This window comes from Pseudoalteromonas sp. B160 (assembly GCF_037162485.1).
GTDB classification, from domain to species: domain Bacteria; phylum Pseudomonadota; class Gammaproteobacteria; order Enterobacterales; family Alteromonadaceae; genus Pseudoalteromonas; species Pseudoalteromonas rhizosphaerae.
This window is the reverse complement of sequence record NZ_JARLUX010000001.1, coordinates 1,269,190-1,284,137: the sequence shown is the minus strand read 5'-3', so window position 1 is coordinate 1,284,137 and position 14,948 is coordinate 1,269,190. Positions and strand designations below refer to the sequence as shown.

Here is a 14,948-nt window from a genome sequence, read left to right as displayed (position 1 = left end):
TATTGCTAATTAAGGCTGGTATTGTGCGTCAAGCGTTAAACCGGCAAAGGTTTTATAAGCATTCACACTCATGTGCCAAGTTCCTGCTTGAGGATTGCTAAACGTACATGTCTCTGCGTTACCGTTTTTATATGGGCGGCAATCATAGCTAGAGCCTGTTGGTTGGCTGCCAAACTTAACAAATAAATCTGCATCACCTGAGCCACCAGACGTTGTTACGGTAAAGCTTGCCATTCCTGCTGGAACATCAAGGGTATAATGTTTCCATTGCCCTGCATTAGCTGAAATATCAGATACAGTTCCACCACCTGCTTGTGGATTACCTGTGTTACCAGAGGTTGTTAAATTACCAACTAAACTCACGCCTGAGTAAGCCGAGTAACCACGTACCATCACATGATATGTACCAGCAGTTGGGCTGTCTATAGAGCACTCTTCGCTGTTACCCCCTTTATACGGACGACAATCATAAGTTGATGTAGTGGGTTTACTACCTGAGCGTACATATAAATCTGCATCACCCGTTCCGCCACTCATAGTGAAAGTCACATTACTTGCGCCACTTGGTACAGTCATTGTATAAAAAGTATCACTACTCGCAGCGCCACTTAGGCCCGTTTGAGCTTGGCCATCAAGTAACTCATTGCCGCCAACGGGTGGTGTAGTACCACCGCTTGCAGCAGCAACTGCGGCTGCAGCGTCAACAATACCAGTACCACAGTTATTGCATGTGGCAGGGAATGAGCGAGTGCTTGATTTTAATATGCTTTCAATTTCATCAGGCGTTGCAGTTGGCTTTGCTTGTTTAATAAGAGCAGCAACACCAGCAACATGAGGTGCTGCCATCGATGTACCTTGTGAGTAATGATAGCTGTCACTAGAAGGGCTTGATGAACCTGAGTTATGTGTAGATAAAACACCTTCTGAATCATTAGCAAAGCTTTGCGCGCCACCAGGTGCTGCAACATCGATAGATGTACCATAGTTTGAGTAGTAAGCTCGCCCACCATTACGACCAACCGATGCAACATTTACTACGCCATTACAGTTACCAGGGTTATAGTTGTTAGCATTGTCGTTATCATTACCTGCGGCAATGACAATTACAGTGCCGTTATTACGTGCTTGGTTAATCGCGTTTTGTGTTGTTGAGCTACAAGAGCCGCTGCCACCCAAACTCATGTTGATGACATCAGCAGGATTAGCATTAGCTGGTACGCCAGAAACTGATCCGCCTGAAGCCCAAATAATGCCGTCGGCAATATCAGATGTTAAACCACCACATTTACCAAGTACGCGTACCGGAACAACTTTAGCATCATAAGCAACACCAGCAACACCTTCGCCATTATTCGTAACGGCTGCAACAGTACCTGCAACATGGGTTCCGTGCCAGCTTGAACCTTGTGCACTGTTATTATTACCACACTCACCGGCAGATACTGCATCACCTGGATCGCGTGCATCACTATCGCGTGCGCCGCCGTCATTTGCGACAAATGTATCCGAAATCATATCGTAGCCAGGTAAAATATTGGCATTAAGATCAATGTGTGGACGATAACCAGTATCTAATACTGCCACTGTTACACCGCTACCTGTTGCGGTATCCCATGCAGTTGGAAGGTTTAACCCGCCAGCTTGCTCATAGTAATGCCATTGGTCGTCATAACGAGGATCGTTAGGCGTTGCAAATGGTTTTAACATCTGGTCGATTTCAATGTATTCAACATTGCCTGAAGCCATTACTTCTTGCATATATTGTTGGGCTTCGTCAGCGCTTAGTTTTTTATTTGCACGCATAACATGATGATTGTCCAATGCCATTGCACGGATATATTGCGCCTTAACTTTTCCTTTTTTACTGGTAAAGTTTTTAACAAAGCCTTGGGCCTTTTTATTCATCATTTGTGGGCTAGTTTCAGCAGCCGACATTGTGCTCATTTCATCAGCGTTATTTTTATATTTGATGATAAAACGTGTACCGAGAGGAGCTTGGCTTTGTAGTTTTGTTGTTATGTCAGCAATAGATGGTGTTATTGCTTCGCTAGGATTTGCCATGCTTGATGTCGCTGCAAATATTGCGCTTACAGTAAGCGCTACAGCGCATTTTTTAAATGTTTTTCTTGTTGTCATAATTATCCCTAGATTGTTATTAAGCTTCACGATGAATTGTCGTGAAGGGGAACAAAAGTAAATGATATGTTAAAATAGTTAAAATAACGTTTTATTATTAATGTCTCTATTTTAGTTATATCGGGATGTTTATATGGCTAAATACGATTTTATGACTTTTATTATGTCGTTGTAGTGGTTGTAAAGTATTAATTAATTTGTGGAATAGCGAGGTGAACATTTATTTTTTCAGACTTTGTTGTTAATAATAAAATAGTGAAATACCGCTCAGTTTGTACTTTTAAATTTGCTACAATTGCAAAAATTTCCTCATGAGATGAACAAATGACCCAAGTAGATGTAATAGTGATCGGTGCCGGAGCCGCAGGTCTAATGTGTGCAGCACAAGCAGGATACCGTGGCCGCAGTGTTACAGTGCTTGATATGGGCAAAAAGCCTGGTCGTAAAATTCTCATCAGCGGCGGCGGACGTTGTAACTTCACCAATGAAAACGCCAGCCCTGAGAATTATTTATGTGGTAATCCACACTTTGTAAAATCGTGTTTGAGCCGTTATACCCAGCATGATTTTATTGAGCTGGTGGACAGACACGGTTTGGCGTATCACCATAAAACCCTTGGGCAGTTATTTTGCGACAATAGCGCACAAGATATCGTTGATATTTTGCTAACAGAGTGCGAGTGGGCGGGTGTTAATGTTGCGCTGCGTAACGAAGTGCTTAGCGTTGAAAAAACCGCTACTGGCTATCTCGTGATCACAGAACAACAGTCATACAGCTGTGAGTCACTCGTTGTTGCCGCTGGTGGCTTAACCATGCCAAAACTAGGCGCAACACCAATAGGGTATAAAATTGCTGAGCAATTTGGCTTAAAAGTATTACCGACCATGGCAGCACTTGTACCATTTACCTTGCACCAACATGATAAAGACCGCTTTGAAGGGCTATCGGGTATTAGCGTGCCATGTATCGTCAGCAGTGAAGACGGCACCAGTTTTAAAGAAAACATCCTATTTACTCACCGTGGTTTATCAGGCCCCGCTATATTACAAATCAGCTCATTTTGGCGAGCAGGGCAAGCAGTGACTATAAACCTGTTACCAGAGCTTGATTTAACAGCGCAATTAGCAACATGGCGAGAAACCCAAGCACAAAAATCATTAAAAAATAGCCTTGCGACTATTTTGCCAAAACGCTTTATTGAAATACTGCATGAGAGTAAAGCCATTCCAGATTGCAATGTAAATCAGCTCACCCATAGCCAAATTGACGATCTAGCTAATTACATTCATAACTGGCAAATTAAACCCAACGGCACCGAAGGTTACCGCACAGCGGAAGTAACTCTAGGCGGTATAGACACCGACGAACTCAGCTCAAAAACCTTTGAAGCGAAAAAAGCCCAAGGGCTGTACTTTATTGGTGAAGTAACCGACGTAACCGGTTGGCTAGGCGGCTATAACTTCCAATATGCTTGGAGCTGCGGCTTCGCAGCAGGGCAGTATTGTTAGCTTGTGCAGAGACAATAAAGTTTGCCTGTAGTGAGATATGCTACAACATGCTCATTTCTCTAGCTGATTTAAGGTTATAGATAATGAGCAGTTGCATAATTCTTATTACACCCATTTTAAAACAAGAGTTTAAATATTTGGTCAATGCTAAGAAAAATAATAACATGCTGTTAATATTAGGAACTTTGTAGCGCCTATGTGGTCATATTAAATTAGTGTTATAGGGAACACTAATTGTTTAGGGAACAAATATTGTGACAACGTGGCGCTGGCCTCTTATTATTTCATTACTGCTCCACGGGATAATTTTTTCAATATTAATGAATGTTAAAACCCCCAAATTAATAGTGACAGACACTCCCCCAATTAAAGCATATATGGTTAGTATGACGCCGCCTAAATCATTGCCAGCAATAGGACAAAATAGCAACCAGCACGAGCAAGCCACGCTGTTGAAAAAGCTTGAAAAACCAATTATTCCTGCTGCAAACACGATTGTAAAAATTAAAAAAACAATAAAGCCTGTAACGCCGCCCAAGGCACAAGCAGACTCTAACAGCTATAAAAAAATAGACCTTAAATTAGGTTTAAAGAGCATACTAAAGCAACAGCAAAATACACTCCCATCAACACCTCCAACGTCACAAGCTTTAGCACAACCACTGCGTATTACAGTGCCAAAGGAGCACCAGCAAACCAGCATAGACTCATTAAAAGTTGAAAAGCAAAGCATGCAATTAACTATCTATCGCCTAGGAGATAACTGCTTTAAAAAAGTATCGATTGGAGCTGGTGTAATGCCAAAAAGTGACCTACCAGATAGTTATTTAGTAGGCACCACTTGTGCTAAAACAAAAGTAACCGACGCCTACGATCAAGCAATGAACAAATGGTTAGATAAAAAGTGACTACTGTGCGGAAGTCATTAGAAATAAAAAAGGACAGGCGCAATTTTTGGGTATCCAGAATACTGACAACCGGTTTCACCGACTGAGTGTAATATGTTGCTTCTAATAATAAGTAATTAAGATGGGAGCATAACAATGGTCATTTCATCAATTTAAAGTTGGAACTATGAATAAGTCGAAAATTATAATAGATGATTGCAGTGATATTGAAGATTTTGAAGTCGTAATTTCTAGCTCTGAGCTAAATTTAACTCCTTATGAAAACAACCTTAATAATATATGGGATGAAGTACTTGAAGAGTCTAAAAACAGCGGTGTTGAAGTATGGGATGGGCTTTATTATCGGTTAGAAAATATTGCAGAGTTGAAAAGTGGCTCAATGCAATTAAGGCTAAGTACCGTACGATATTCAACAGTCCGTTCGTTGATGAAATTAAGTCGAACTCATGACTTAGATGACAAGTACTTTCCATATCATATAAACACAGGGGCTTTGATATCAACAAAAGATGATTTTTTGTTTTTGGAGAAAAAGCCAATAGTAATGATGATAAGTTTATTGATCTTATTGGTGGGGGATTGCAGAAAGATGAATTAGCAGTCCATACCGCAATTGATATTAGAGATAATATTTTAAAAGAAGCGTTTGAAGAAGCTAATATAACTCAAGAGTTTGTTGAGCTAATCAACTTAAATTCAATCGTACTGACCAATACAATGAGCATATTTATTATATTTAACATTAAGTTAAATATAAATAGGGAGCAGTTAGCTATAGAGTTTGATAACCGAACAGATGAGGAATTATCCGGCTTACGGTTTTTTGATAAAAATGAGGTTAACCAATTCAGCTCAAATAATAATGTATACCCTTACCTCACCATCGTCCCTGACTTAATCGCAAAGTTTCCTGCTAATTAGTGAGCAGTTATTTTATTATGTTTATACTGCTGAACCTCTTCGTTTTACAGCTCTCGTATAACTACACAGATATAAAACATAGGAATACATAAAACACGCCATAATTTTAGTTTGCTTTATGTTCAAAAACTGATTAACATGCGCTCGTTCAATTGTTCAGCACTTACCCTAAGTGTTGGATTCATCAATTAACTGTGAAGGAGAAAATATTATGACAATTACATCAACATCCTTTGCAGGTCTTATCCGATAAGAAACTTGTTACTTAAATACGCTTTTATATATTAAGCACATTTAAGTAAACATTGCGTTTAAACGCGTTCCTTTCGTTTGATTTCAATATAGATCCAGACCTGCCAATTCGTATTTCGTTTTAATCCTATTTTTCTAACAAAGAAAAAGGAATTGGTATTATGGACAAATCCGTCCAAAAAATAACTGAAAAAGTTAGCCTTATTGCGTCTGCTGATACGTGGATTGAAGGGCTGGCAATACAGCAACTGATCAAAACATCAGAGCTAAATGGTATGCAACGTGTTGCGGGCATGCCTGATTTACACCCTGGTAGAGGGTATCCTATCGGGGCTGCATTTTTTACTACTAACAAAATTTACCCAGCATTAGTGGGTAACGATATTGGCTGCGGTATGACGCTGTGGCAAACCACAGCCAAAGTAGCAAAAGTAAATTTAGATAAACTAGCTAAAAAATTTACAGATATTGAGCTGCCACTCGACGAAAGCTGGTCCTCAATCATAGAAAGTAGCAAAGCGGCAAAAAATATTACTATCAAGGGTTATGATAGTGCCTTGGGCACCATTGGTGGCGGTAATCATTTTGCCGAGTTTCAAGCGATTGATGAGATATACAATCAAAGTGCTTTAGATGAGTTAGGGCTAAGTAAAAAGCATCTTCAATTATTGGTTCATTCAGGCTCGCGAGGTTTAGGGCAATCGATATTGGTTGAACATATAGCGGGCCATAATCATGATGGATTATGTGAAAGTGAAGCTGACTTTAAAGATTACATGAGCAAGCATGATGAAGCGGTGCGCTTTGCAGAGCTTAATCGTGAGTTGATCGCTAAGCGGTTTTTAGAGGCTATACGAGCCAATGGTGAGTGTAGCTTAGATATTAACCATAATTTAGTATCGGCTAAAAATATTAATGGTTGCGATGGCTGGTTACACAGAAAAGGTGCAACACCGAGTGATAAAGGCTATGTAGTGATCCCTGGCTCTCGTGGCGATTACAGTTATCTTGTAAAACCTGTATTTACAGAGTTTATTGGTAATGATCTAACAGTGCAGGAAAGTATCAATACCAGTTTATTTTCACTTGCACACGGCGCGGGGCGAAAATGGCAGCGTGGTGAGTGCCATGGCCGATTAGGTCATAAATACAAGCGCGAAGATTTATATCGTACAGCGTTAGGCAGCAGAGTTGTTTGTGGTAATAAAGAATTGCTATACGACGAAGCACCACAAGCATACAAAAACTGCGAAACGGTGATCAGCGATATGGTCGATGCAGGGTTAATTGAAGTTGTGGCTAAGTTACGCCCGATACTAACCTTTAAAACAAATGGAGATTGTTCATCATGATATTACTACAACTATCTGCTGGGCAGGGCCCTATCGAGTGTTGCAAAGCTGTTGGTTTGGCGCTGAAAACGATTGAAAAGCAATGTCGAGAAAAGGGCATAAGGCTCGATATTGTTGAAACCGTTGCTACTAAAGAGCTGGACTGTTTTAAATCGGTACTATTACAAGTTGGTTCAGGGCAGCTAGATTCAACAACAGCTTATTTAACAAAATTTTATTCAGAAAAGGAAAGCCAAGTTAAGCAATTGGCTCAGTCATGGCAAGGTACTATGTTGTGGGTGTGTCAAAGTCAGTATCGGCTTAAGCATAAACGTAAAAACTGGTTTTTTAGCGGGCAACTGTTCGATATTGATGAAAGTAAGCTTGATAAAGGCGTAACTTTTCAAACATGCCGCGCGTCTGGCGCTGGCGGTCAACATGTTAATACTACTGATTCAGCGGTAAGAGCAACTCACACAGCAACGGGGACTTCGGTACGTGTTGAGAGTGAGCGCAGTCAACATGCCAATAAGCGTTTAGCAAGTGTGTTGTTGTTTCAAAAACTAGAGCAAGTAGCGTTGGATAAAATGACTCAGCAAGAAACAGCACGTTGGCAGCAGCACTGGGAAGTTGAGCGTGGTAACCCTGTAAAAACATTCACTGGTGAAAAGTTTGTTTTAAACCGTGACTGCTCAGTTAATAAAGGAGTACATAATTAATGAAGGAACATAAAGAGACAAATGTACTTTTCATTTGTAGTCGCAATCAGTGGCGAAGCCCAACGGCTGAGCAAGTATGGAGAAATCACCCAGAGCTCGCTGTTAGCTCAGCAGGCACCAGCCCTAATGCAAAGAGAACAGTGAATGCCAAAATGATGCAATGGGCTGATGTCATATTTGTTATGGAGCAAAAACACAAAAATAGACTTAAAGCGCAATTTGGAGATTTATTAACGTATAAAGATATTCAAGTATTAGATATTGCTGATGAATACCAATATATGGATAACGAGTTAGTAAGTATTATAAAACAAAGCGTTGGCAGCTATTTAGCGCTAATGTAAATTGAAGTAAGAGGGTAGAGCAATGTAATTCCATCTCAACACCGCATATTTAATTTTGCCATTTCAGTATTGGAGAGATTGTTATGCGGTGCTTAAAACTATTAGAAGAGTGAACACAATGTTCAATCTTAACGTTTACAGTTGGAGTTACATGATGAGAGTTAAATACCCTCGCACCCCGCATTTACCTTGGTCACCGGGTGCAACAGAAGATGATATACACCAAGGTAATTTAAGCTGCTTTGCAAATAAGCAAGTCGTTGTTACTGAAAAAATGGATGGCGAAAATACGACTTTTACAGTGACTTTGTACACGCTCGTTCGATTGATAGTCGTTTTCACCCATCAAGAACATGGGTAAAAGCGCTGCAAGCAGAGCTTGGCTACAAAATTCCGCAAGGATGGCGTATCTGTGGCGAAAACCTGTATGCAAGGCATTCAATTAGCTATGAATCATTAGCTAGTTATTTTATGGCATTTTCGCTATGGAACGAAAACAACGAATGCTTAAGCTGGCAAGACAGCAAACAGTTTTTTGCACAATTAGGGCTGCTCACCCCAAAAGAGTTGTATGTTGGCTTATGGTGCGAAAAAACAATAAAAAACATAGTATTGGATACTCAATACCAAGAAGGCTATGTCGTTAGACTTGCTGATGGTTTTCATTACTCACAGTTTAAAAAAAGTGTCGCAAAATGGGTGAGAAATAACCATGTGATCACTGATAAGCATTGGATGCATACTGACGTGATCCCTAACGGGTTAAGCACTAAAAACACAAAAAAGGGAGGTTAAGATGAAAAAATTAGCCGCTTGGTTAGATAGTTTAGCTTTAAATCATTCACCAAATTTTGCTGAGTGTGTTGAGTATTTGGGAGATGCGTTTCCTCTACTGCACCAGTTCGCTGACACTGAGCAAGACAGTATCTGGCATGCTGAAGGCGATGTTGCCATTCATACTGATATGGTGTTGAGTCAACTGTATGAAATACTAGTCAATGATGCTGAACATATAAAAGGCGCTCAAAGGCAGGTATTGATCTTATCTGCTTTATTGCATGATATTGCCAAGCCAATAACTACAAAACGCAAACAGATAGAAGGTGTTGAACGTGTAGTTGCACCAAAACATGAGGAGATAGGTGCAAATTATTTAGCGATTAAATTACTTGAGCTGCCCCTTGAGTATAAAGCTATTAATAGCATTACAGGATTAGTGGGTTTTCATCAAATGCCAAAACGTTTGGTGATCAAAAATCAAAGTTACAGTGATTACCTGCACCTTTCTTTAAATGCTAATTTAGAGTTACTTTATTGGCTTGAATTAGCCGATATGAAAGGGCTAACATGCACAGATCTAGCGCAACAAATCGATTTGTTGGAACAGTTTAAAATGTTTGCGCAAGAGTATGAATTGTGGAGCGAGAGTGAGGCAACTCACTCAATTTTAAAACCTATTCAAGTCAAATCTTCATGTGCAGAACAAGCATATTTAAATGGCTATGCTGTTCGTCAGCTGGCAAATGGTCAAATTAGTATAGTTGAGGAAGCGCTAGCAAAAAATTATCAAGGTGCTTTAGGATACAGTCATCTTTATGTGATGTGTGGTATTAGCGGCAGTGGTAAATCTACTTGGATTGCACAAAACTTAACAGGATTTGAAGTTATTTCATTAGATGATATTCGTGAAGAGCTTAATGGGAAAAAGGAATTGCCAAAAAAATCGAGGACAAATGTTACAGTTAGCTAAATCGCGATTAAAAACGGCATTAGCAAATAAGCAAAATATTGTCTGGGATGCGACCAATTTTCGTAAAGACTTTAGACAAATTATTTGTGATCTTGGGCTAAATTACGGCGCTTTAATTACGGTTGTTGCTCTGCAAGTTAAAGAAAGCACACTACGTAGTCAAAACAAAAGTAGAAAGCATAATGTGGGTGATGACGTTATTACTAGTCAGTTAAATAAGTTTGAGTGGCCTTCAGTTACTGAAGGTCACAGAATGCTATTATTGGCGAAAAAGGAGTAATTTTGTCTGAATACGGCTCCTTTTTTTATTAAATTAATTTATTGAATAAAGTAGGCTGGAAATACTAGCCTACTTATTTATAGTGATGACATTTTCTCGTCTTTTTAATTTTAAGTTATAGTTTTTTAGCTTTTTACCATTAGAGGAGATAGTGATGTAACCTAGAAGTTCACATGTGTCATAAGCACTATTATCAATTGAAGATAAAATATCAGCAGTAGCATATATCGATGCTGTATTTTTAGTGACGAAGTCTAGTTTATTCAGTTCAACTCCATCACACCAAAGATCCCTAGTTTTAGGGTTAATTGAAAGATAACTTCCTAAAAACCATTCTATATCCGATGGTAAAAATCCAAGGCTAGTAGAATCAGTTAAGCCTTTTTCAATAACGTAAAGCCCAGCGGCTATTATTCTTTCGTCACGTCTTACATCGTTTTTTAATATGCGTTGGCAAGTAAATCTACGCTGTAAACTTTTTGAACAATACTTCAAAAACTCTACGTTGGGATCCGGCTCTAAAGTAGTTTCACGAACAACTTTATCCTCTAAAATAACCTCTAATTTAAGATCCGAAACGGTGTATTGTTTATAACCATTGTATTCACTATCTAATATTACTTTTGGCAATAGCCCAACAAGCTTTTCCTCTGGTAACCCAATAAGCGGCTCACCATAAATACAAAAGTCGCTAGATGTGATTTTTATACAATTTAGCCTAAATTCATAGAATGAATCGAATTCAAGCTGTAAACCTAGTGTGTCATAACACCAAACTTCATGTATGGAATCATCTTCTTTAGCAGTCTGTTTTTTTGTTTGTTTTGGTTTACCAATAATTGATTGAACGTCTATTTGACTCATACCGAAAGTAATATTGCCAATACCGAATAAAGGATAAATTTTCATTTTAATTTAGCTAGGTGCTAAAGAAAGTTTTTAAGATAAACCAATTTACCATTTAACTTTTTATTATCAATAGAAATTACGATTTAGACATTGCTAGGGGTTTCTATGGGCCCGTTTATATTTAGCTTGATATTCGCGGCGCTGCTTTGTGATTTCATAAAGAACTATGCCGGTAGTCGTTGCTAAATTTAGGCTCTCAATCATACCGAACATGGGAATTGAAATACAAAACTCACTGTTATCTACAACTGTATCACTTACACCTCGTGATTCGTTACCAAACCATACAGCTAACTTCGGTTGAGTATAATCCGCCTCATGAAGGATTTGATTTAGTTTACCCTTAATGTGTGGAGAGGTTATTACTGATACAAACCTATTTTTTTGCAGATGCGCAAAGCATTCTTCTGTACTATTAAAGCGTTTAACAAAAGTCCACTTTGAAGCTGAGACAGAGATTCTGGATAGTGATTTTCGCCCTCTTAATTCTTCCCAGTCATCAGACAAAGAATGTCGAGAATCAACAACATAAATCTTTTCAACACCAAGCGCATTTGCATTACGAATGACTGCGCCTATATTTTTAATATCCATAGGATTTTCTAGAACCGCGATTAAATTTTTACATTGGTATGCTTTAATTTCATCTGCTCTTTGGCGAATAGTACTCTTTGAATCATTCATATCTCAGTTCTCCTAAATGAGTCTAATGTTTATTTACTTTGAGTAATACTTAGTTGGACTCAAGCACTTCAACAAAAAATTGATTTAATTCTTCAAAATCGACGTCTCTTGTTTCAAATTTTGATCTGTAGTTTTCGTGTCTCGCTAGTTCTGACTCAATAAACTCATTAATCACAGGCACGCTTTTAATATACTCTTTCTCTAAACTGACGCGTTTTGATGCTAGAAGCGCTGATATTGCCTCATTAAGTGGGGTATTGTCCGCTACTAACTTGCGTAAAGTATCGAATTCGATAGGTGCCGGCTCGTTATATTTTTCAAGCCACATAATTGCTAATAAAGGCCTTAAAACATAGAAATACTTTTCCAGAGGGACTTGCTCTTTTTTAAGATATTCACGGAAATTGCCTTTAGCCATATGCAAGTAGTGATAAATTCCTCGTGTTGATGACGCGATAAGTGGCAGCAATTCGCGCGCTTTTGTTGCAAAGTGCTGGTCATCTACATACACAATGGGTGATTGTAGCCACTCGATAAACGCGGGGTTAGATTTATAAAATAATTTTAGCGCTTTGCGAATATCCCAGCCGTTTATATCTATTTCATCGACGATTGGGTATTCAATCACATCGCGTTTATCTTCAAGGTTTACTGCTAAATACCAGTCTGTTGGGTGCGCGTAAATAAATCGCACGTCGTAATCGCTGTTAGGAGATTCAAACTCCCACGCTCGGCTACCTGACTCTATCGCGTAAAGTACCTTAACATTGTGCTCAGCTTCTGCGGCTTTTATTCTGCGTAGTATTTCAGTGTGAATATCTTTGTTGATGCGCTGATCTACCGTATTTTCTTGGTTATTTATTTTCATGGTGTAACTCTTTATTTTTTAATTCGGTTAGGCAATCGCGTAAACAATTTATTTCCGCTTCTCGCATTGCTGCACCAATTAGCGGGCCGCTTTTACCTCTTGAAATTGCTTGTTATACTATGGCTTTTCTGTCGAGTTGCTTTAATGCATTTAATAGTGACTGCGCTAATTGGAATTGTGGATAGTCTTTATTTACAAAGTCTTCGCCCCTACCTTGCGCATCACATAAACACGCTTGAAGAAACTGTAAAAAACGGTGTGGATGTTCAAGCGCATTCATTTTTTCAACAATGAGTTTGTGTACTTTTTTAGGTGTTAGCTCAAATAATTTGTGACAGCGGGTGTGGTTATCACTTGTTAAAACTGCCAGCGCTTTTAATTTATTCGGTACTTTTAAGCGTTCGCAAAATTCATTAATTACCTTAATACCTCTTTGCTCATGACCAAGTAAATTCCCATACTGCTGATAGCAATAGGCTTTGCCAAAGTCGTGGGTGAGGGCGGCAAAGCGTGTTTCAATATCAAAACCTAAATCAGCAGCTCGCTTTAGTACCAGCATGGTGTGAATGTAAACATCCCCTTCAGGGTGGTGGTTTTTAGGTTGAGGGATACCTTGCATCGCTTCAATTTCAGGAAATAGCCCTAAACCATTAAGCGCTTGAAAAAATAACTGCGGATGTTTCTCGCTCAATGCTTTTTCGGTCTCATTCCATACACGTTCGGGTACTAAGTTCGCAAGTTCGCCGCTTTCTTTTAGTTTGTTCATAAGCGCTTGAGTGTCTGGGTGTATTGACCATTGCTCACCAAAGCGGGCAAGAAAACGTGCAATCCGTAACACGCGCACGGGATCCTCTGCAAAAGCGGCGGTGGTGTGCCTGAGTATTTTGTTTTTTAAATCCGCTTGACCATTAAACGGATCGATAATATTGCCTTGATCATCCATCGCCATTGAATTAATGGTTAAATCGCGCCTAGCTAAATCTTCTTCTAACGTTACCGAGGTGCTGGCATCCACTGTAAAGCCCGTATAGCCTTTGCCATTTTTTCGTTCAGTACGGGCAAGAGCATATTCTTCTTTTGTTTTTGGGTGCAAAAAAACCGGAAAATCACTGCCAACAGACTGATAACCTAATGCGATTAAGGTGGCAGGTGTTTCGCCTACTACAACATAATCTTTGTCTTTTGACTGATGGCCCAGTAATGAGTCTCTCACTGCTCCACCGACTAAGTAGACCTTTTTTAGTTTATTATTCATTACTTTACCGCTGTATTTTTAATCCTGTTTAAGTGTCTTGTGCTAGTGAAACATGCCACAGGCACTGTGTTAATTGCTTTAACTGTATCTCTTTTCCTAATATGTGTTTAATAACATTTATATTGGTTATTGTATGCAAGCTAGGTTTAGTTGTTGTAAAGCTGCCGCTTCCTGCCAATGCAATGGGCAGTAATAATTGGTCGGCTAAATACTCTTCAACTGCCGCCTGAGATTGAATAAATACATTGACTCTGCCTGCTGCGCGTTTTGCTACATTTTGTGCTGATAATCCTTTTTCTCCCCTGACCTCAAAAACAGAACGATGCGTTTCACTATCAATACCTAATTGAAAACTGTTACCCGGGCCTGGGGTGATCACGTTTTGCACAAGGCTTGGTGAATCGTGCCAATTGAGGACTTTTTTAGCTGTGTTAATTTCGCGCTGCCCTATGCTTGATGGCAGTGAGCTTACTAGTGCCGTTAGAGAGCAATTATTCGTTTGTTTAGCAAATTGAGCACCAGCAGTAGTTAACTTAATTGGCTTAAGCTTTGTTGTTGGTTGAACGCTTATTTGCCACTTTCCGCCGCCTGCAGGATAAAATCCGAGTGCTGTCGTTTTAATCTGGCAATCAACACCCATGCGTTTGAGTATGGGCAAAAATGACTGTTCTAAAAAGCACAAAGAAGGTGACATTCCATTATGTGTGCCGCCTTCAAACGTGACGGTTGAGCAGTTTGGTGCCAGTGCCAATACAGGTAAAATTGTTTGGCATACCAATACGGTGCTGCCTGCACTACCAATGGCAAAATTAAAGTTACCGGCTTTTATTTTGCCTGGCGAAAAGCGAATATGCGTTGAGCCAAGTTCAACGCCTTTAATACTGGCACCACAAATCTCTTGTGCCGCCAAAACACATGTCAGGTGTTGACGTAATAGCCCTGTTTTGTTTCTACCTGCTCTAATATTGTAAAGTTCAATATTTTGCTGGGTTAAAATAGACAGGGTGAGGGCGGTTCTTAATACTTGGCCGCCGCCTTCACCTTGTGAGCCATCTATTTTTATAAGTTCTGTGGTCATATAA

14 protein-coding genes and 2 pseudogenes are annotated in these 14,948 nt (G+C 39.4%); 10 read left to right on the top strand and 6 right to left on the bottom strand.

The annotated features are described in order from the left end of the window. Positions 1 to 9: 9 nt before the first annotated feature. Positions 10 to 2,136, bottom strand: a complete 2,127-nt coding sequence (locus tag P4S61_RS05995) for a S8 family peptidase (RefSeq protein ID WP_182758717.1) — start codon at positions 2,134 to 2,136, stop codon at positions 10 to 12. A gap of 324 nt (positions 2,137 to 2,460) precedes the next feature. Between P4S61_RS05995 and P4S61_RS05990 the strand changes: the two genes are divergently transcribed. The 10 genes and pseudogenes from P4S61_RS05990 to P4S61_RS05945 all read left to right on the top strand — a co-directional run bounded on the left by P4S61_RS05990 (position 2,461) and on the right by P4S61_RS05945 (position 10,150). Further along, positions 2,461 to 3,645, top strand: coding sequence for an NAD(P)/FAD-dependent oxidoreductase (locus P4S61_RS05990; protein WP_182758716.1), 1,185 nt, complete (start codon positions 2,461 to 2,463; stop codon positions 3,643 to 3,645). Positions 3,646 to 4,031: 386 nt separating this feature from the next. Next, entirely contained in the window at positions 4,032 to 4,553 is a 522-nt protein-coding gene (locus P4S61_RS05985) for a hypothetical protein (protein WP_337117953.1), read from the top strand. A 166-nt stretch (positions 4,554 to 4,719) separates the two neighbouring features. Continuing rightward, on the top strand, positions 4,720 to 5,151 hold the full coding sequence (locus tag P4S61_RS05980; protein ID WP_337117952.1) for a hypothetical protein: 432 nt from the start codon (positions 4,720 to 4,722) through the stop codon (positions 5,149 to 5,151). Next, the gene (locus tag P4S61_RS05975) at positions 5,133 to 5,474 is read left to right on the top strand and encodes a hypothetical protein (protein ID WP_337117951.1); all 342 of its coding nucleotides are present in this window, start codon (positions 5,133 to 5,135) and stop codon (positions 5,472 to 5,474) included. The genes P4S61_RS05980 and P4S61_RS05975 overlap by 19 nt, the downstream gene beginning before the upstream one ends. Before the next feature lie 413 nt (positions 5,475 to 5,887). Further along, a complete protein-coding gene (locus P4S61_RS05970; RefSeq protein WP_337117950.1) occupies positions 5,888 to 7,078 on the top strand; it encodes an RNA ligase RtcB family protein in 1,191 nt (396 codons plus the stop codon). Beyond that, positions 7,075 to 7,776, top strand: coding sequence for a peptide chain release factor H (gene prfH / locus P4S61_RS05965; protein ID WP_145238719.1), 702 nt, complete (start codon positions 7,075 to 7,077; stop codon positions 7,774 to 7,776). Before P4S61_RS05970 ends, prfH begins: the two co-directional genes overlap by 4 nt. Further along, positions 7,776 to 8,120: a low molecular weight protein tyrosine phosphatase family protein gene (locus tag P4S61_RS05960; RefSeq protein ID WP_337117949.1), complete on the top strand. Its 345-nt coding sequence runs from the start codon at positions 7,776 to 7,778 to the stop codon at positions 8,118 to 8,120. The genes prfH and P4S61_RS05960 overlap by 1 nt, the downstream gene beginning before the upstream one ends. A gap of 151 nt (positions 8,121 to 8,271) precedes the next feature. Continuing rightward, on the top strand, positions 8,272 to 8,481 hold the full coding sequence (locus tag P4S61_RS05955) for an RNA ligase family protein (protein ID WP_337117948.1): 210 nt from the start codon (positions 8,272 to 8,274) through the stop codon (positions 8,479 to 8,481). Further along, entirely contained in the window at positions 8,445 to 8,915 is a 471-nt protein-coding gene (locus P4S61_RS05950) for an RNA ligase family protein (protein WP_337118886.1), read from the top strand. Before P4S61_RS05955 ends, P4S61_RS05950 begins: the two co-directional genes overlap by 37 nt. Before the next feature lies 1 nt (position 8,916). Further along, positions 8,917 to 10,150: pseudogene (locus P4S61_RS05945) on the top strand (AAA family ATPase). A gap of 69 nt (positions 10,151 to 10,219) precedes the next feature. On the opposite strand, the gene P4S61_RS05940 reads toward P4S61_RS05945, so the two are convergent. The 5 genes and pseudogenes from P4S61_RS05940 to rtcA form a co-directional block, all read right to left on the bottom strand. Then, a complete protein-coding gene (locus tag P4S61_RS05940) occupies positions 10,220 to 11,059 on the bottom strand; it encodes a hypothetical protein (protein ID WP_337117947.1) in 840 nt (279 codons plus the stop codon). Between the two features lie 93 nt (positions 11,060 to 11,152). After that, positions 11,153 to 11,743: a TrmH family RNA methyltransferase gene (locus P4S61_RS05935; protein ID WP_337117946.1), complete on the bottom strand. Its 591-nt coding sequence runs from the start codon at positions 11,741 to 11,743 to the stop codon at positions 11,153 to 11,155. A gap of 49 nt (positions 11,744 to 11,792) precedes the next feature. Next, entirely contained in the window at positions 11,793 to 12,611 is an 819-nt protein-coding gene (locus P4S61_RS05930) for a nucleotidyltransferase domain-containing protein (RefSeq protein ID WP_337117945.1), read from the bottom strand. Next, positions 12,598 to 13,866 (bottom strand): annotated as a pseudogene (locus tag P4S61_RS05925) (multifunctional CCA addition/repair protein). The gene P4S61_RS05930 and the pseudogene P4S61_RS05925 overlap by 14 nt, the downstream one beginning before the upstream one ends. Positions 13,867 to 13,894: 28 nt before the next feature. Further along, entirely contained in the window at positions 13,895 to 14,944 is a 1,050-nt protein-coding gene (gene rtcA / locus P4S61_RS05920; protein ID WP_337117944.1) for an RNA 3'-terminal phosphate cyclase, read from the bottom strand. Positions 14,945 to 14,948 lie beyond the last annotated feature (4 nt).

Coding starts and splice junctions, on each gene's coding strand:
- P4S61_RS05990 (WP_182758716.1), top strand. CDS start 2,461: ATGACCCAAGTAGATGTAATAGTGATCGGTGCCGGAGCCGCAGGTCTA.
- P4S61_RS05985 (WP_337117953.1), top strand. CDS start 4,032: ATGACGCCGCCTAAATCATTGCCAGCAATAGGACAAAATAGCAACCAG.
- P4S61_RS05980 (WP_337117952.1), top strand. CDS start 4,720: ATGAATAAGTCGAAAATTATAATAGATGATTGCAGTGATATTGAAGAT.
- P4S61_RS05970 (WP_337117950.1), top strand. CDS start 5,888: ATGGACAAATCCGTCCAAAAAATAACTGAAAAAGTTAGCCTTATTGCG.
- P4S61_RS05930 (WP_337117945.1), bottom strand. CDS start 12,611: ATGAAAATAAATAACCAAGAAAATACGGTAGATCAGCGCATCAACAAA.
- P4S61_RS05960 (WP_337117949.1), top strand. CDS start 7,776: ATGAAGGAACATAAAGAGACAAATGTACTTTTCATTTGTAGTCGCAAT.
- P4S61_RS05935 (WP_337117946.1), bottom strand. CDS start 11,743: ATGAATGATTCAAAGAGTACTATTCGCCAAAGAGCAGATGAAATTAAA.
- rtcA (WP_337117944.1), bottom strand. CDS start 14,944: ATGACCACAGAACTTATAAAAATAGATGGCTCACAAGGTGAAGGCGGC.
- P4S61_RS05955 (WP_337117948.1), top strand. CDS start 8,272: ATGATGAGAGTTAAATACCCTCGCACCCCGCATTTACCTTGGTCACCG.
- P4S61_RS05940 (WP_337117947.1), bottom strand. CDS start 11,059: ATGAAAATTTATCCTTTATTCGGTATTGGCAATATTACTTTCGGTATG.
- prfH (WP_145238719.1), top strand. CDS start 7,075: ATGATATTACTACAACTATCTGCTGGGCAGGGCCCTATCGAGTGTTGC.
- P4S61_RS05995 (WP_182758717.1), bottom strand. CDS start 2,136: ATGACAACAAGAAAAACATTTAAAAAATGCGCTGTAGCGCTTACTGTA.